This window comes from Acinetobacter sp. AS5, from assembly GCF_048957595.1.
Classification (GTDB): Bacteria; Pseudomonadota; Gammaproteobacteria; order Pseudomonadales; family Moraxellaceae; genus Acinetobacter.
The window spans coordinates 36,331-52,220 of sequence record NZ_JARDAL010000028.1 but is presented as its reverse complement, the minus strand read 5'-3'; the positions used below and the strand labels follow the sequence as shown (position 1 = coordinate 52,220).

The following is a 15,890-nucleotide window of genomic DNA, read 5'->3' as shown; positions in this document are numbered from 1 at the left end:
AGCGCTTACTCAGAATAATTCAAGTGAATTTATTTGAAATAAAAACCTTAAAAGCGTTATTTTCACCCGATAAAGTCCCCATCAAACAAGAGGAAGCTTAAATGAGCTTCCTCTTGTAAAAATTGTGGGACAGCAGTGGGGGAATTCCTCCCTTTTTTAAAGAGAGGTTAGGAGGGATTTTTAACGCTGCTTCCGCTTCCGATATTCCACTGGCGTTTCATTGGTCCAGCGTTTAAAGGCACGATAGAAGGTACTTGGCTCGGAAAAACCGGTCAGATAGACAATCCGCTCGACGCTCTCATTGGTACTCGCCAGCAAACGCTTGGCCAGACGACAGCGATAATCCGAGAGAATCTGCTGAAAGCTGGTATGTGCCTCACTCAGTTGTGTTCTCAAACGGCGTGGCGTGATGTTCAGCTGGGCTGCCACAGTTTCTAGCGTGGTTTCGCCACTCTCCAAAGTAGAGCCGATTGCACGACGTACTTCACCGACCAGATCATATCTTGCCAGTTCCTGTAGCTTTTCAATCGCCAGTTGCTCATGCAGCTGCAACAGCTCAGGTTCAGCCTGCCACAGCGGATATTCCAGGATAGTCGGATCGAAATACAAACGGGTTTCTTTCTGACCTAGACTGACCGGACACTCATAAACCCGGAAGTATTCATCATCAGGTGCCCCTTTATAAAAATTAAAATCGATATAAATCGGCTCAAAATGCCCTTCGGTAATAAATTTAAAGAAACGCAGTACACCTGACATAGCACATTCAGTAAAATGACGATTGACCAGACTCTCAGCAAAAGGCTGTTCACCATTGGTTAAATAGCAGCGATCATCTTCAATCACTAATTTGGCAGCAAAGGCATCACTGATCAGTCGCTGATAAGCCAAAGCACGTTTCAGTCCCTCACCAAAATTTTCAGATGAAACAAACAGGTGTTCAATGACCTGACCACGATAAAGTGGCAGGTGCTCACCCAGATGCAATCCAATATCCGGATCCTTGCTGACTTCCTCTGCCGCCACCCAAAAGGCATACTGGGCACTCAGCGGCGTACGGTCATTGGCCTCTACCTGATTTAAAGCCACTCCTGCTTTGGTCAAAAGTTCTTCTGTCGGCAACCCCGCACGACGAATCGCCTGATAGCCTAAACGCAATACGACTGATGCATCCGTTAGCTGACTCACTCAAAAGCCTTCCTTGTATGTACTTCATTTATACTTAAAAAGATTAATTTTAGATTAACTGTGATTGACCAAACTGACAACAGAAACAGGTGTCTTTTTAGTTAAAAAAATTATCGTGACAGTTCGCCTATTTTACTGGCAGATGATCAGTCTAACGCCCGTTTCGTCTTGTATTTTGCAAAAAAATTGACTATAATTTGCGCCTTTCCAATTTATTCATTCAGGTAGGCTATGGCCAATAAAGAGGAACTCATCGAGTTCGAAGGCGTTGTCACCGAGACGCTTCCTAATACTATGTTCCGTGTACGTTTAGAGAACGGTCACGAAGTGATTGCCCACATCTCTGGTAAAATGCGTAAACACTATATCCGTATTTTAACTGGCGACAGTGTGAAGGTTGAAATGACACCTTATGATTTGACTAAAGGTCGTATCACATATCGTGCACGCTAAGTTTTAGCGTAAGCAAAAGCCACTTTTAGTGGCTTTTTTATTACTTGAATTATTTATCAATCAATAAAATAATTTGACACAGCCTTATAAATTCACGACTATTCATTGAATTAAAAATAACATGTATAAAAACAATGAATATGAAATGCTTATCCCTACTTTCCAGCTTGTTTCTCGTTGCATGCGCTACCGGCGGCAATCAGCATCTGCATCAGTCTCTACAACCTTATGTAGGTCAAACTGCCGCACAGGTTCGTAGCCAGCTTGATCTTCGTGCCATTGGATTCAAGACCTCCCAGCAACCGATTCAAACCACAGAATTTCTCAGCTACACTATTTTTCGGGATATGAATATTCCAATGGGAACGCCGAATATTAGTCAGAGCATTCCGATCGGCGCACCAATGCCGATGCCCTCAAATGGTGGTTATAACATTGAGATGAAATGCCAAATCTGGTTTGACTTGAAAGATGAAATTGTTCAGGCGATTCGCTTTACCGGTAGAGCTTGCTGAGCTGTACTCATCGAGTTCAAAGCCTGTATCGGATTAAATCAGGGATCAACCTCACCACGCTAAACTTCTACCGTGTATCAAATCACAACAGTATTTTTGCATGGAATGCGCTTACACTCATTTTATTTGGTGTGAGGACAGCTCATGAAGTTCACACTGATTTTAGTATGCTGTACAGCATTCAGTTTGCTTAATGCATGCAGCACCACCTCATCAACAACTGCGCAGCGTGATGCCTATTTACAACAGTTCATTGGGCAGAGCAGCCAACTGATCGATCAAACTCTGGATCTAAAACGTTTAGGTTACCAGCAGATCAGTGAGCCTGAACGCAGCGCAAAACAATTAAGCTATGTGGTACAACGCCCCATTACCATTCCTTTGCCTGTAGCGCAGTTTCCTGCCACAGGGACAGGCACTGTACCGATTCCAGTGTCAGTAAGCCCTGCCGGCGGCTATGACGTCAAATTGCAATGTAAAATCACCTTCTTACTCAAAGATAATATTGCCACCGCGGTACGCACCACAGGCCGAACCTGTTAAGGGGTTTAAGCTTTGAAATTTCTATTATAAAAAAACGCAGCTCAAGGCTGCGTTTTTTTGAATCAAAACAGGCTTAGTTCAATGCAGCAACGACTGCTTGACCCATTTCAACCGTACCGACTTTTTGCATGCCTTCAGACATGATATCTGCCGTACGCAAGCCTTGATCCAAGACCTGACCTACTGCATCTTCAATCGCTTTAGCAGCCGCTTCTTCACGGAAGGTATAACGCAACATCATCGCCACCGAAAGAATCGTCGCTAATGGATTTGCCAGGTTTTGACCGGCGATATCTGGTGCAGAACCATGACAAGGCTCATACATGCCCTTGCCATTTTCATCCAGAGATGCCGATGGCAACATGCCGATTGAACCGGTCAACATCGCAGCTTCATCAGACAGGATATCACCGAACAGATTCGAGGTGACAATCACGTCAAACTGCTTTGGCGCACGCACCAGCTGCATCGCAGCATTGTCGACATACATGTGCGATAAATTAATTTCAGGATATTCGGCATCTTTCAGCGCAGTCACTGTCTGTTTCCACAGCTCAGTTACTTCAAGCACGTTAGCTTTATCCACTGAACACACTTTACCACCGCGCAAGTTGGCCATTTCAAAAGCGACTTTGGCGATACGCTTGATTTCAGACTCTGAATAAACGTCGGTGTTGTAGCCTTGCTTCTCACCATTTTCCAGTTCACGGATACCACGTGGCTGACCGAAGTAAATACCACCCGTTAATTCACGCACAATCAGAATATCCAGACCCGCCACGATTTCAGGTTTTAAGCTTGAAGCATCAGCCAGTTGCGGATAAAGAATCGCTGGGCGCAAGTTAGCAAACAGGTTCAGTTCGCTACGCAATTTCAATAAACCACGTTCTGGACGGATTGAACGCTCAATCGTATCCCATTTTGGACCACCCACGGCACCGAGTAGAATCGCATCGGCTTTTTTGGCCTGTTCAGAAGTCACTTCAGGATACGGTGAACCATGAGCATCAATGGCTGCACCACCGAGTAAGCCCTGTTCCCATGTCAAATCAAGATTAAATTTTTCATTTACGCGTGTGAGTACTTGCTCTGCGGCTTTTACAATTTCAGGGCCGATGCCGTCACCAGCTAAAATCAAAATTTGTTTAGACATGAGATTTTCCGTTTAAAACGTCAGATTCAGACCTGACAGAGGTTAAATTTTCTTTTCTACAAACTCTGCAATCCCGGTGACTGCATTATAGGGTTTGCAAAAACGACGAATGGTTTTTTGCTCTTGTACCAGATCTACGCAAAGCGGATCCGGCGCCGAAGAATTTAATAAACTGCTGCTACGCGCACTACGGTCACGAAACATTTTTAAGCTATAGCGGTTATTGGCCTGAAAACGATGGAATACATGTAAAGTTTCCGCTTTATCCTTACTGATCGGATAAAAACGCACGACCAGTTCATGCTGTCCTGCCGGCACAGATAAATAAATCGAATTGGCCTGATTTAAATTTTTGGCCTGCAAGCGCACCAGTTTCTGCTTCAGCGCCTCATCACTGATGCGGCCATTGTCGGCGTTGACAATAATGGTCTGATTGAAGCGTTCGAACTGACAATCTGGCGTCCCTGTACAGTAGATCAGGGCATTGCTTTTGCTCTCAGTATTTTCTTTGGCATGTTTGAGTTTCATCGTGTCGATGCTTTGACATGCAGTCAACAGCACCGATACTGAACTTAAAGCAAGCCACTGTTTCCAATAATTCGCCATAATGTCTGTCTTACCCAATCAAAAAACTCAATAATCTTCCGATATTAGCAAGGGCATCGCAGTCATGCCATGACAATTTTTACTGATTTATCCATGAATTTCGGCAAATACCCAAGGACGCGATTGTTTGGTTTTTTCTTCATAGGCACGAATATCATCCGCCACCTGCAAAGTTAAGCCAATATCATCCAGACCATTTAACAGGCAATGCTTGCGAAATGGATCGACTTCGAACTTAAAGCTTTCACCTGTAGGGGTGCGAACTTCTTGTGCCTGCAAGTCAATGGTCAGTTGATAGCCTTCATCTGCCGCACATTCCTTAAATAACTGCTCAACAATATCTTCAGCCAAAATCACGGGCAACATACCGTTTTTAAAACAGTTATTAAAGAAAATATCGGCAAAGCTTGGCGCAATAACAGTACGGAAACCGTATTCACTCAAAGCCCACGGCGCATGTTCACGGCTAGAACCACATCCAAAGTTGGCACGTGAAATTAAAATAGACGCACCCTGATAACGTGGCTGGTTCAAGACAAAGTCCGGATTGATCGGACGAACTGAATTGTCCTGACCTGGATAACCTTCATCCAAGTAACGCAATTCATCAAACAAATTGTCACCAAAACCGGTACGTTTGATCGATTTCAAAAACTGTTTTGGAATAATTAAATCGGTATCGACATTGGCACGGTCTAAAGGTGCAACGATACCTTGTTCAACGGTATAAGCTTTCATATTTATTTCCCAATGAATCCGTAACCTCTCCCTAGCCCTCACTTGCGCTTCGTTTTAAAGCAGTGCTTAAAACTCACTCAGGAGAGGGAACCCCTTCTCTTGCGCCATTTGGCTCATGGAGAAGGTCAGGATGAGGGCTTAAACTAGAATGAACGAACATCAACAAAGTGACCGGCTATCGCAGCAGCGGCTGCCATGGCTGGACTTACCAGATGAGTACGACCGCCATTGCCCTGACGACCTTCAAAGTTACGGTTCGAAGTCGAGGCACAATGCTCGCCCGGCTGCAACTTGTCGGCATTCATCGCCAGACACATTGAACAACCTGGTTCACGCCATTCAAAGCCCGCTTCGACAAATACCTTGTCCAAGCCTTCCGCTTCTGCCTGAGCTTTGACCAGACCAGAACCCGGAACCACCATCGCCTGTTTGATTGAAGATGCGACCTTACGACCTTTGATCACTTCGGCTGCAGCACGGATATCTTCAATACGCGAATTGGTGCACGAACCGATAAAGACACGATCCAGTTGAATCTCAGCCAAGGCCTGACCGGCATTTAAGCCCATATATTGATAAGCACGGTTCCAGTCATTGCGTTGTACATCGTCTTTGGCTTGTTCTAAAGTTGGTACTGCTTGAGACACTGGAATGACCATCTCAGGAGAAGTTCCCCAAGACACTTGCGGCTCAATTTCTTCACCTTGCAACACGACCACCGTATCAAAATATGCACATTCATCCGAATGCAATGTATTCCAGTACGCTACCGCCTGATCCCACTGTTCCGCAGTCGGCGCATAAGGACGGCCTTTAACATACTCGATAGTTTTGTCATCGACAGCGACCATACCCACGCGTGCACCGGCTTCGATCGCCATGTTACATACAGTCATACGGCCTTCAATCGACATGTCACGGAAGACCTGACCACCAAACTCAATCGCGTGACCGGTACCGCCTGCGGTACCAATCTTGCCAATAATGGCCAAGACCACATCTTTCGGTGTTACGCCCTGGCCTAATTTGCCATCAACGCGTACCAACATGTTTTTCATCTTCTTTTGAACCAGGCATTGGGTTGCCAATACATGTTCAACTTCTGATGTACCAATACCGTGCGCCAAGCAGCCAAAAGCACCGTGTGTTGCTGTATGCGAATCCCCACATACCACAGTCATGCCCGGCAAGGTCAAGCCTTGCTCCGGCCCGACCACATGCGCGATGCCCTGACGGATATCATTAATATCAAATTCAACAATATTAAAGGTCTTGCAGTTATCATCCAAAGTTTGTACCTGGATGCGCGAGGTTTCATCTTCAATTCCGGCAACGCCCTGCTCACGCTCTTTCTTTGAGGTTGGTACGTTATGATCTGGTGTGGCAATATTTGCACTTAAACGCCATGGCTTACGCCCGGCCAATTGCAAACCTTCAAAGGCCTGTGGAGAAGTCACTTCATGTAATAAGTGACGGTCGATGTACAGTAAGGCAGAACCATCATCACGTTGCGTTACTAAATGGTCGTCCCACAATTTATCATATAATGTTTTTGCTGTTTGGGTTGCGCCTGCCATGTCGATGTACTCCACTGGACTGGGTAAATTCTTTCTCTGATTTTGATTATATCGCTGCAATCACATAAATCTAATTTATCATTTTTATCAGTTAAGAAACTTTTTGGAATCTTTCAAAAGCTGAATCAAATCATGCTTGAGCACTATTTTTATAAATCTAATTTTCCGATTAATTTATAGAAAATATTCGCTTTTACAAATTAAATGAGAATTATTATTATTTCCTCATCGACAGAGATGATGATTTTGAGGAACTTCGACATGGCACATATTCAACGCTTTGTAGACAACAACCAGCGCATGTTCAAAAAGACCTTCAGCTACTACATTATGCACATTACTGTGGCGATGATTGTGGGCTACTTGGTGACTGGCAGTTTAACCATGGCCATTGCCTTAAGTTTATTAGAACCAACAGTACAGGCAGTGGCTTTCTTCTTTCATGAAAAAATCTGGGAGGGTAATAACCAACAGCAGAATGAGGACATTACCGTCTAAGCTCTTCGGTCGAGGTTCCTGATGAAAGACTGCCTTTATAGGTGGTCTTTTTTAGTTTTTAAAATGCCAAGGCTTTGAAAATGTATAGTAATTCAGCACTGCAACATAGATGAGCTAATTTTGCTTTGATTTATTCTTAAAATATAACAATAATAGATTTACACATAAAAATTCTTTATAGGTGATTAAGATGAATCTCGCAGCCTTTGAAGCCTTCGTGAAAGTCATGGAAACCGGTTCGATTTCTCTGGCCGCAGATCAGCTCTTCATTACCCAGCCTGCTGTCACCAAACGTATTCACAGTCTGGAAGAATACTTTGGGGTCAAGCTGTTTGAATCTGCCGGACGTGGCGTACAGGCCACCCACGCGGCGCACTCTCTGTTACCTAAAGTGAAAAACTGGCTGAATGAACTCGGTGATATTCATTATACCTTGAGTCATGAACAGGGTCAGGTACAGGGCAAACTAAAAATTGGTACCAGCCATCATATCGGCCTGCATCATCTGCCGAGTCATTTGCGCCGTTATGTCCAGGAATATCCGGACGTGACTCTGGATGTGCATTTTGTAGATTCCGAACAGGCGCATGAACAGGTAATTGCCGGCGATCTGGAACTGGCATTTTTAACCTTGCCGCCCCGTGGTGATGCGCGTCTAAATTACGTGACCATCTGGAATGATCCTCTGGTCTTTGTGGTGGCACCGTTTCATCCGCTGGCACAGCAAAAAAATCTGTGTCTGGAAGATTTGCTCGACTACCCGAGCCTGTTGCCATCATCACAGACCTATACCTCGCAGATCACCTTGGCCGAGTTTGAAAAACAGGGTATTAAACCGAAAGTCAGCATGAGCAACAATCCGCTGGAATCGATCCGGATGCTGGTATCGATTGGCTTAGGCTGGTCGGTACTGCCAAAAACTTTGGTCAATCATGACCTGCACCAACTGGATATTAATCTGGAAATGAACCGTCGCTTGGGTATGGTTTGGCATCCGGGTCGTACCCAGTCCAAAGCGGCACAAGCTTTGGTTCAGCTCATGCAAGGCGCCTCCCTGTCTATTTAAGCTGTTCCTGAACATGCTGCATCCAAAACGATGCAGCATTTTGTTACCGAAATACACCCCATCTGGCGATATCTTTCGAGTATTTTTAAGACAATTCCATTCTTTTGCATGCAGAGGAATGCTTAAACTATTCGATGGAGCCTGACGGATGCAGCTCGATTCTCCCCTAAAATCCCACTCTCAAGATAAAACCAATACAAGCAGCCTGTGGCTTTCGGCCAAACCTATGCTGCTTCCCACGCCGGCACTTGATTTTTCCGATGAACAGACCGCCCGACACGGTCTGCGTGAATATTTCTTAAATACTTTTGACACCTATGAGCAACTGTTTGAATGTCTCAAGCATGAAGATGCTTTTTTTATTAAACCGATTACTTTACGTCATCCGCTAATTTTTTATTTTGCCCATACCGCCACTTTTTTTGTCAATAAACTGCTGCTCAGCAAGCTAATTAGCGAACGCGTAAATCCGCATTTTGAAAGTATCTTCGCGATCGGTGTAGACGAGATGAGCTGGGATGACCTGGATGAAGTGCACTATGACTGGCCCAGTGTGCAGGAAGTCCGTGATTATCGGCATCAGGTACGTGCCCTGATCTTGAGCATTCTAGAACATGCTCCGCTGACTCTACCCTTAAACTGGCAAAATCCTTGGTGGACGATCATCATGGGCATCGAACATGAACGGATTCATCTGGAAACTTCTTCCGTGCTGATTCGCCAGCATGCTTTGGAACATGTACGCCAGCATCCGCAGTGGCGCGCCAATATCATTACCGGCATGGCTCCGGATAATCACTTGCTAGAGGTACCTGACGGCAAGGTGCTTTTGCAGAAATATTTTAACGATCCATTTTATGGCTGGGACAATGAATACGGCCAGCATGAAGCGCAGGTAGCGGCTTTTGCAGCTTCCAAATATCTGGTATCGAATCAGGAATTTCTGGCCTTTGTCGAAGCACAAGGTTATCAGACCGAACAATACTGGAGTGAAGAAGGTCTAGGCTGGCTGCAATTTTCACAAGCTGCTCATCCCTGTTTCTGGCGCAAAACTGAATTAGGCTGGTCATTGCGACTGATGCTGGAAGAAGTGCCGATGTCTTGGGACTGGCCGGTAGAAGTGAATTATCATGAAGCCAAGGCCTTTTGTCAGTGGAAATCGCAACAGCTGGAAAAAACCATTCGCTTGCCGACTGAAGATGAATGGTATCGCCTGTATGCGGTTTCCGATCTGGATTCAGATTTACCGAGTCCTGAACAGGCCAATATTGAATTGAAATACGGTACCAGTTCCTGTCCGGTCGATCATTTCAAGCAGGGCGATTTTTACGATATTCAGGGCAATGTCTGGCAATGGACTGAAACTCCGATCTATCCATTTCAGGGTTTTCAGGTGCATCCGTTTTATGATGATTTCAGCACACCGACCTTTGACGGCCGCCATAACCTGATGAAAGGTGGCTCCTGGATTTCGGCGGGCAATGAAGCTTTATATAGTTCCCGCTATGCCTTCAGACGGCATTTCTTCCAGCACGCTGGTTTTCGCTACGTCGCTTCTGATCAAGCATTGCAACATTTCCCTTCGAACTATGAAAGCGACCAGCTGGTCTCCCAATATCTGGAATTCCAGTACGGCCCCGAATATTTTGGTATCGCTAATTTTGCCAAAACACTGGTCGATCTGGCACAACCCTATTTTCAGCAAGTGCCATGTCATCGTGCCTTAGATATTGGCTGTGCTACCGGCCGCGCCAGCTTTGAACTGGCACACTATTTTGATCAGGTGACCGGTCTGGACTTCTCAGCACGTTTTATCCAGCAGGCAGTCTATTTGGCTCAAGGCAATAGGGTACGTTATCAGCTGCCGCTAGAAGGTGAATTAAGCGAAGAAAAAAGCTGTTCACTTGAAGATGTCGCTTTGGAACAGTTTGCGTCAAAAACGGAATTTTTTCAGGCCGATGCCTGCAACCTGAAAGCACATTTTAGCGACTATGATTTTATTCTGGCAGCGAACCTGATTGACCGGCTGCATCATCCGAAAGACTTTTTATTGCAGATTCATAAACGTATCAATATAGGTGGAATTTTAATGCTGAGTTCGCCCTATACCTGGCTGGAAGAACATACGGCGCGTAGCGAATGGCTGGGCGGTTTTCAGCAGGATGGGGAAAAGATCACGACTTTGGCTGGTATTTCCAACATTTTAACCCAGCACTTTGAATTGGTGGACGAACCCCAAGATGTGCCTTTTGTGATTCGAGAAACGGCCAGAAAGTATCAACATACCCTGTCACAAGTCACGATCTGGAAACGGATTCGCTAAAGGTAAGGTCATAGTCTAAAAAAGCCAATCATACGATTGGCTTTATATCTTATCCTTCACTGGTTGAATTTTCATGCAAGGATTCATTGAGTTGATCTACCACAATCGCCCATTCGCCATCAGAGGCTATTTTCTCGCTTAAAAATTGACGTTGTGCCTCTGACCAATACGGCGCATCCAGTAAAGTCAGATCTTTATGCAATTGATGCTCGTGAATAAATGTTTCAATACCTTCTGCACTGGCATCCAAGCCAAGCTGTTGGAACAGATGTGTCATACGTGGTCGAACGTGAGTCATATCTCATACCTCAGAATCTACTATTGTTATCATGTCCTGTTTTTCGAGCATAGCATGTCTGATTCAGCTGGACTGTGAAAAAACATTAATATTCAAATGAGGCAAATAAAAAGCACAACCGAAGTTGTACTTAATAATCACATCAATGAGTTCGGAGTGATTAGATCGACCAGTCCTGTATTTCCCAGCCTTGTTCTTGGGCTAGAGTTTCCAAGCGATCATCCGGATTCACTGCAATCGCATGATCCGCATATTCCAGCAAGAAACGGTCATTAATCGAATCTGAATAAGCCCAAGACTCGGTTACGTCACGGCCTTCCAGCCATTGTTCCAGACGCACCAGCTTGCCTTGCTGATAGCATGCGGTATTGATGACTTTACCAGTATATTTCCCATCAATGACTTCAGCATTGGTGGCAATAATTTCAGTAATTCCGAATTCACGAAAAATGGGTGCGGTAATAAAGTCTGAAGTTGCGGTAATCCCCACTAAGGCATGCCCTGCTTCACGGTGGCGCTCAATGGCTTTAAAACCTTCAGGACGCATTTGTGGACGAATGACTTTTTGCATGAACAGTTGATGTAATTCAATCAAATAATCATTGTCATGTTGGGTTAGAAACTGGAACACAAATTCATTATAGGCATAAGGATCCAGCTCACCTTTTTTATAATCGTCATAGAACTTGTCATTCATGGCGCGATGCTGAACTGGATCGACCAGGCCCTCACTGACCAAAAACTCTCCCCAAGAATGATCCGAATCCGTGTTTAACAAGGTGTGATCGAGATCAAATAGCGCCAATTTCATGAAAATACTCGTTAAAACTGAAATTTAAGAAAAAAATTGTAAATCTATCTCCGCTAGTCGATAGAAATTCGTTAAGATCATAGCAATTTTAACATTTTTAAACTTTGCTTTTTTCGAGTTGGATAACGAAATAATGCTCCCCGATGGCAAAGGCATAAATTAAACAATTTTTAGGTAGCCAAATGATCGACTCTGAAGGTTTCCGACCGAATGTCGGGATCATTTTGGCAAACGATGCTGGACAGGTTTTATGGGCAAAACGCATTGGTCATAATGCATGGCAATTTCCACAAGGCGGGATCCAATATGGAGAAACCCCTGAGCAGGCACTCTATCGTGAGCTGAGAGAAGAAGTTGGCTTATTGCCCGAACACGTCCAGATAGTCGCGCAAACCAAAGGCTGGTTGCGCTATCGTTTGCCGCATCGATACATTCGTACGGACTCTGATCCGGTCTGTATCGGTCAAAAACAAAAGTGGTTTTTACTCAAACTCACGGCCCCCGTTCAGCATATTCAGTTGAATCTGTCTGATCCGCCCGAATTTGATCAATGGCAATGGGTCAGTTACTGGTACCCACTCGGTCAAGTCGTGAATTTCAAACGTGATGTTTACCGCAAAGCCCTGGTGGAGTTGTGTCAGCAACTGCCCCAGCAAAAACCTTAAAAAATCGCATAAATAATGCAGATTTTTTACGCGGCTATTGTTATAAATAAACTTAATCACTGAAATTCTGAATAGACGGAGCAGACCTTATGTCGAATATGCAACTGGACACCTTGAGACGTATTGTTCAGGAGATCAATGCGTCCACCAGTTTGCATGAATCACTCGACATTATGGTCAAACATGTGGCCGAGGCCATGCAGGTTGATGTCTGCTCGATCTATCTCCTCGATGAACGCAATCAGCGTTATCTGCTCATGGCGTCTAAAGGCCTGAATGCAGAATCTGTCGGCCATGTGTCTTTGCAAACCGGCGAAGGTCTGGTGGGCCTGGTTGGGCAGCGTGAGGAAATTGTCAATCTGGACAATGCCCCTAAACACGAGCGCTTCCTGTTTTTACCTGAAACCGGTGAGGAAATTTATAACTCCTTCCTTGGTGTGCCGGTGATGTACCGTCGTAAGGTCATGGGTGTGCTGGTGGTTCAAAATAAAGAATCACAGGACTTTTCTGAAGCTGCTGAATCCTTTCTGGTCACACTCTGTGCGCAGCTTTCTGGCGTCATCGCCCATGCCCATGCCGTTGGCAATATCGATGTATTCCGTAAACCGAGCAACCTGCCCGCTTATAAAACCTTTCAGGGAGTTTCTGGCTCCGGTGGTATTGCCTTAGGTCGTGCAGTGATTCTTTATCCGCCAGCAGATCTTGCCGCAGTCCCTGACCGTGAAGCGGATGACATTAGCGAAGAACTGGAGCTATTAGATAACGCCCTGAATTCAGTCCGCGAAGAAATCCAGTCGCTAGATGACAAAATGCAGGATGCGTTGATGGCCGAGGAACGCGCACTGTTTAGCGTGTTCTTGCGTATGCTGGATGAAAATGCCCTGCCTTCAGAAATCAAGGCCTTTATTCGTGAAGGTCACTGGGCACAAGGCGCCGTGCGAATTGTCATTGACAATCATGTGGCACAATTTTCCCAGATGGAAGATGATTATTTACGTGAGCGAGTGGCGGACTTAAAAGATCTGGGTCGCCGCATTCTGGCACGTTTACAGGAAGCCGATGCCAGTCACCGTGAATTGACCGATGAAAGTATTCTGATTGGTGAGGAAATATCGACGGCTGCACTGGTTGAACTGCCCGTGGATAAAATTGCCGCGATTGTCACTACCGAAGGCGCCATGAACTCGCATATGGTGATCGTGGCGCGTGCCCTTGGCATTCCCACCGTAGTCGGTGTAACCGAACTGCCAATCAATACCCTCGATGATGTGGAGATGATTGTCGATGCGCATCAGGGTCGGGTCTTTATTAATCCGCCACGTCGCCTGCGCAGTCGCTATAAAGAAATTCAAAAAGAAGAAGAACAGATTGCCAAAGATTTGCGTCAGTACGAAACCAAAGATGCAATTACCCCGGATGGCATCGCCGTAAAACTGTACGTCAACACCGGCCTGATGATTGATGTGGTGCGTGGCGTGCAGCGCGGTGCCAAAGGTGTCGGTTTATACCGTTCTGAAATTCCGTTTATGCTGCGTGACCGCTTCCCGGGCGAGGAAGAACAACGTGCGATTTATCGTCAGCAACTCAGTCATTTTGCCAATAAACCGGTGGTGATGCGAACGCTGGACATTGGTGCAGACAAAGACCTGCCGTATTTCTCGATTGAAGAAGAAAATTCGGCACTCGGCTGGCGTGGCATTCGTTTTACCCTGGATCATCCGGAAATTTTTTCTTCACAGATTCGCGCCATGCTCAAAGCCAGTATCGGACTGAATAACCTGCATATTCTGCTGCCGATGGTGACCAGTGTCAGCGAGGTCGAGGAAGCGCTCTATCTGCTGGAACGTGATCATGCGGCGATTCAGGAAGAAGAACAGGTCAAGGTAAACAAGCCTAAACTCGGTATTATGGTGGAAGTTCCCAGCGTACTATATCAGATTGATGAATTTTCCGAACTGGTCGATTTCTTCTCGGTCGGCTCCAACGATCTGACCCAATATCTGTTGGCCGTCGACCGTAATAATCCACGGGTGGCCAATGTCTATTCACACCTGCACCCTGCAGTAATGCGTGCCTTGACCCGTCTGGTTCAGGACTGTCATCGCAATGAAAAACCGGTCAGTATCTGCGGTGAAATGGCGGGTGATCCACTGTCTGCCGTTTTACTCATGGCCATGGGCTTTAATACCCTGTCGATGAGTTCAAGTAATATTTTGCGGGTACGTAAAACCATTTGTCATGTTCCGATGAGTGATGCACAGGAATTGCTGCAACATGTGTTAAAAATGGACAATCCACTCATGGTAAAAAGCTGGCTAGAATATTATTTCAGAACCCATGGTTTAGGGGATATGGTGAAATCAGCATCACGTATGGTGAGTGCCTAATACGGGACTTTTTCCAGTCCCTCGACAGTGGTAGAGGTGGTTATGGAATTTCTGGTCATCCTGTTCATGATTGTTGCGGTGTTTTATGTGGTCATTCTTGCACCAGCTTTGGCTGCCCGCAAAGAAGCTCATAATTCCGGTTCATCTTATATACGCCCTGCCAGCAATCGAGCAACGAGCTATGCCGATCGGCCTAAAATGACTCCATTATTGGGCATTGAAATTTCGGCATCGCAACGGCGGCGTTTAGGCAGAGATGACCCCTCCGTCATTGCCGCCAGACTCTATCACCAGCAAAAAGATCAATTTGCCAGTTTTCAGCAGGCCAGACCACAGCCTCACTCCCCTCACCACAACGCGCCAGTGCAAAGCAGACTCAATAAATTCTTTAATGACTTAATTGCGGATGAATCGACAACGCCATCCCGGCATCCGAATCAATATTCGCAAACTCGTAATAACCGGCCTGTCGCCCCGCTCTCTCCAGTTAAAACCAATCCTAAACAGTCACCGCGTCGTCCCCAGCCACCTTACCGACCTTAAGCGGCCATTAAAAAAGGGCGATCTTCCATGGAATATCGCCCTTGTCTGTGCTTGCTGTAGCCACGTTTTGCATTTTTCTTTCGGTCTACAAAGACCTGGCTTTTGTTGACTTCATACATGTGTTTTGCCACAAAATTGTGGATTACCACCTGCTCGGCTGTTTTTTTCTTGGCCATCTTGCTCTCTATATGATTTGGAAGAAGGAGTGAAATAATTATAGGGCCGACTGACTAATTTTCAAGCATATCTGCCAATGCTTTTTTAAAAATAAAGTCCATTTAGCTAGGATTTTCTGTATGCAAAAATGGGAGCTATAGCCAGAAAACACCCTTATTTCATTCATTATTTTTATGGGTTTCTTCAGCCAAACAAAACTCAATTAAAAAACTATTTAAAGTAAATCAGTTATAAAATGTATTTTAAATAACACTTTTCACTTATTATTTTTATCCTTTGATAAAAACATATTATGGACTTAGATATTGTTATTTTCGTTTAATCCCATTCATTATTCGAGTTATTCAAA

17 protein-coding genes are annotated in these 15,890 nt (G+C 45.2%); 9 read left to right on the top strand and 8 right to left on the bottom strand.

Going from position 1 to position 15,890, the window contains the following annotated elements; translation table 11 throughout:
* Nucleotides 1-180: 180 nt before the first annotated feature.
* Complete coding sequence (locus tag PV763_RS10495) at nt 181-1,188, bottom strand: AraC family transcriptional regulator (RefSeq protein ID WP_004278490.1); 1,008 nt, start codon at nt 1,186-1,188, stop codon at nt 181-183.
* 231 nt (nt 1,189-1,419) lie between these two features.
* Between PV763_RS10495 and infA the strand changes: the two genes are divergently transcribed.
* The 3 genes from infA to PV763_RS10480 all read left to right on the top strand — a co-directional run bounded on the left by infA (nt 1,420) and on the right by PV763_RS10480 (nt 2,699).
* Nucleotides 1,420-1,641, top strand: coding sequence for a translation initiation factor IF-1 (gene infA / locus PV763_RS10490; protein ID WP_001284370.1), 222 nt, complete (start codon nt 1,420-1,422; stop codon nt 1,639-1,641).
* 134 nt (nt 1,642-1,775) lie between these two features.
* On the top strand, nt 1,776-2,156 hold the full coding sequence (locus PV763_RS10485) for a hypothetical protein (RefSeq protein ID WP_004278491.1): 381 nt from the start codon (nt 1,776-1,778) through the stop codon (nt 2,154-2,156).
* Between the two features lie 144 nt (nt 2,157-2,300).
* Nucleotides 2,301-2,699 (top strand): hypothetical protein, encoded by a 399-nt coding sequence (locus PV763_RS10480; protein ID WP_004278492.1) that lies wholly within the window; start codon nt 2,301-2,303, stop codon nt 2,697-2,699.
* A 73-nt stretch (nt 2,700-2,772) separates the two neighbouring features.
* On the opposite strand, the gene leuB is transcribed toward PV763_RS10480, so the two are convergent.
* From leuB to leuC, 4 genes are all read right to left on the bottom strand, one after another.
* Nucleotides 2,773-3,852: a 3-isopropylmalate dehydrogenase gene (gene leuB, locus PV763_RS10475; protein ID WP_004278493.1), complete on the bottom strand. Its 1,080-nt coding sequence runs from the start codon at nt 3,850-3,852 to the stop codon at nt 2,773-2,775.
* Between the two features lie 42 nt (nt 3,853-3,894).
* The gene (locus tag PV763_RS10470; RefSeq protein WP_004647383.1) at nt 3,895-4,458 is read right to left on the bottom strand and encodes a hypothetical protein; all 564 of its coding nucleotides are present in this window, start codon (nt 4,456-4,458) and stop codon (nt 3,895-3,897) included.
* Nucleotides 4,459-4,545: 87 nt separating this feature from the next.
* Nucleotides 4,546-5,196 carry a 3-isopropylmalate dehydratase small subunit gene (leuD, locus tag PV763_RS10465; RefSeq protein ID WP_138742831.1) on the bottom strand — a complete coding sequence of 217 codons (651 nt, stop codon included), beginning with the start codon at nt 5,194-5,196 and terminating at the stop codon, nt 4,546-4,548.
* A gap of 143 nt (nt 5,197-5,339) precedes the next feature.
* Nucleotides 5,340-6,773, bottom strand: coding sequence for a 3-isopropylmalate dehydratase large subunit (gene leuC / locus PV763_RS10460; protein WP_005245907.1), 1,434 nt, complete (start codon nt 6,771-6,773; stop codon nt 5,340-5,342).
* A 261-nt stretch (nt 6,774-7,034) separates the two neighbouring features.
* Here leuC and PV763_RS10455 point away from each other — a divergent pair, with 261 nt between their 5' ends.
* The 3 genes from PV763_RS10455 to ovoA all read left to right on the top strand — a co-directional run bounded on the left by PV763_RS10455 (nt 7,035) and on the right by ovoA (nt 10,660).
* Nucleotides 7,035-7,271 (top strand): DUF2061 domain-containing protein, encoded by a 237-nt coding sequence (locus PV763_RS10455; protein ID WP_004278497.1) that lies wholly within the window; start codon nt 7,035-7,037, stop codon nt 7,269-7,271.
* Between the two features lie 190 nt (nt 7,272-7,461).
* Nucleotides 7,462-8,337 (top strand): LysR family transcriptional regulator, encoded by an 876-nt coding sequence (locus PV763_RS10450; RefSeq protein ID WP_004278498.1) that lies wholly within the window; start codon nt 7,462-7,464, stop codon nt 8,335-8,337.
* Nucleotides 8,338-8,485: 148 nt separating this feature from the next.
* On the top strand, nt 8,486-10,660 hold the full coding sequence (ovoA, locus tag PV763_RS10445) for a 5-histidylcysteine sulfoxide synthase (RefSeq protein WP_420937801.1): 2,175 nt from the start codon (nt 8,486-8,488) through the stop codon (nt 10,658-10,660).
* A 49-nt stretch (nt 10,661-10,709) separates the two neighbouring features.
* On the opposite strand, the gene PV763_RS10440 is transcribed toward ovoA, so the two are convergent.
* Together PV763_RS10440 and PV763_RS10435 are read right to left on the bottom strand one after the other, a co-directional pair.
* Complete coding sequence (locus PV763_RS10440) at nt 10,710-10,958, bottom strand: DUF2789 family protein (protein ID WP_004278500.1); 249 nt, start codon at nt 10,956-10,958, stop codon at nt 10,710-10,712.
* Nucleotides 10,959-11,118: 160 nt separating this feature from the next.
* Nucleotides 11,119-11,769: an HAD family hydrolase gene (locus PV763_RS10435; RefSeq protein ID WP_396469414.1), complete on the bottom strand. Its 651-nt coding sequence runs from the start codon at nt 11,767-11,769 to the stop codon at nt 11,119-11,121.
* Between the two features lie 182 nt (nt 11,770-11,951).
* Here PV763_RS10435 and PV763_RS10430 point away from each other — a divergent pair, with 182 nt between their 5' ends.
* The 3 genes from PV763_RS10430 (at nt 11,952) to PV763_RS10420 (ending at nt 15,364) form a co-directional block, all read left to right on the top strand.
* Nucleotides 11,952-12,434 carry an RNA pyrophosphohydrolase gene (locus PV763_RS10430; protein ID WP_004278502.1) on the top strand — a complete coding sequence of 161 codons (483 nt, stop codon included), beginning with the start codon at nt 11,952-11,954 and terminating at the stop codon, nt 12,432-12,434.
* 89 nt (nt 12,435-12,523) lie between these two features.
* Nucleotides 12,524-14,821, top strand: coding sequence for a phosphoenolpyruvate--protein phosphotransferase (gene ptsP, locus PV763_RS10425; RefSeq protein WP_004647377.1), 2,298 nt, complete (start codon nt 12,524-12,526; stop codon nt 14,819-14,821).
* 42 nt (nt 14,822-14,863) lie between these two features.
* Nucleotides 14,864-15,364 carry a hypothetical protein gene (locus PV763_RS10420; RefSeq protein WP_004647376.1) on the top strand — a complete coding sequence of 167 codons (501 nt, stop codon included), beginning with the start codon at nt 14,864-14,866 and terminating at the stop codon, nt 15,362-15,364.
* On the opposite strand, the gene PV763_RS10415 is transcribed toward PV763_RS10420, so the two are convergent.
* On the bottom strand, nt 15,361-15,540 hold the full coding sequence (locus tag PV763_RS10415) for a DUF7230 family protein (protein ID WP_004647375.1): 180 nt from the start codon (nt 15,538-15,540) through the stop codon (nt 15,361-15,363). The two genes, PV763_RS10420 and PV763_RS10415, sit on opposite strands and share 4 nt — an antisense overlap.
* Nucleotides 15,541-15,890 lie beyond the last annotated feature (350 nt).

Coding starts and splice junctions, on each gene's coding strand:
- PV763_RS10470 (WP_004647383.1), bottom strand. CDS start 4,458: ATGGCGAATTATTGGAAACAGTGGCTTGCTTTAAGTTCAGTATCGGTG.
- infA (WP_001284370.1), top strand. CDS start 1,420: ATGGCCAATAAAGAGGAACTCATCGAGTTCGAAGGCGTTGTCACCGAG.
- ovoA (WP_420937801.1), top strand. CDS start 8,486: ATGCAGCTCGATTCTCCCCTAAAATCCCACTCTCAAGATAAAACCAAT.
- leuB (WP_004278493.1), bottom strand. CDS start 3,852: ATGTCTAAACAAATTTTGATTTTAGCTGGTGACGGCATCGGCCCTGAA.
- PV763_RS10435 (WP_396469414.1), bottom strand. CDS start 11,769: ATGAAATTGGCGCTATTTGATCTCGATCACACCTTGTTAAACACGGAT.
- PV763_RS10420 (WP_004647376.1), top strand. CDS start 14,864: ATGGAATTTCTGGTCATCCTGTTCATGATTGTTGCGGTGTTTTATGTG.
- PV763_RS10485 (WP_004278491.1), top strand. CDS start 1,776: ATGAATATGAAATGCTTATCCCTACTTTCCAGCTTGTTTCTCGTTGCA.
- leuC (WP_005245907.1), bottom strand. CDS start 6,773: ATGGCAGGCGCAACCCAAACAGCAAAAACATTATATGATAAATTGTGG.
- ptsP (WP_004647377.1), top strand. CDS start 12,524: ATGTCGAATATGCAACTGGACACCTTGAGACGTATTGTTCAGGAGATC.
- PV763_RS10450 (WP_004278498.1), top strand. CDS start 7,462: ATGAATCTCGCAGCCTTTGAAGCCTTCGTGAAAGTCATGGAAACCGGT.
- PV763_RS10430 (WP_004278502.1), top strand. CDS start 11,952: ATGATCGACTCTGAAGGTTTCCGACCGAATGTCGGGATCATTTTGGCA.
- PV763_RS10415 (WP_004647375.1), bottom strand. CDS start 15,540: ATGGCCAAGAAAAAAACAGCCGAGCAGGTGGTAATCCACAATTTTGTG.
- PV763_RS10480 (WP_004278492.1), top strand. CDS start 2,301: ATGAAGTTCACACTGATTTTAGTATGCTGTACAGCATTCAGTTTGCTT.
- PV763_RS10455 (WP_004278497.1), top strand. CDS start 7,035: ATGGCACATATTCAACGCTTTGTAGACAACAACCAGCGCATGTTCAAA.
- PV763_RS10440 (WP_004278500.1), bottom strand. CDS start 10,958: ATGACTCACGTTCGACCACGTATGACACATCTGTTCCAACAGCTTGGC.
- leuD (WP_138742831.1), bottom strand. CDS start 5,196: ATGAAAGCTTATACCGTTGAACAAGGTATCGTTGCACCTTTAGACCGT.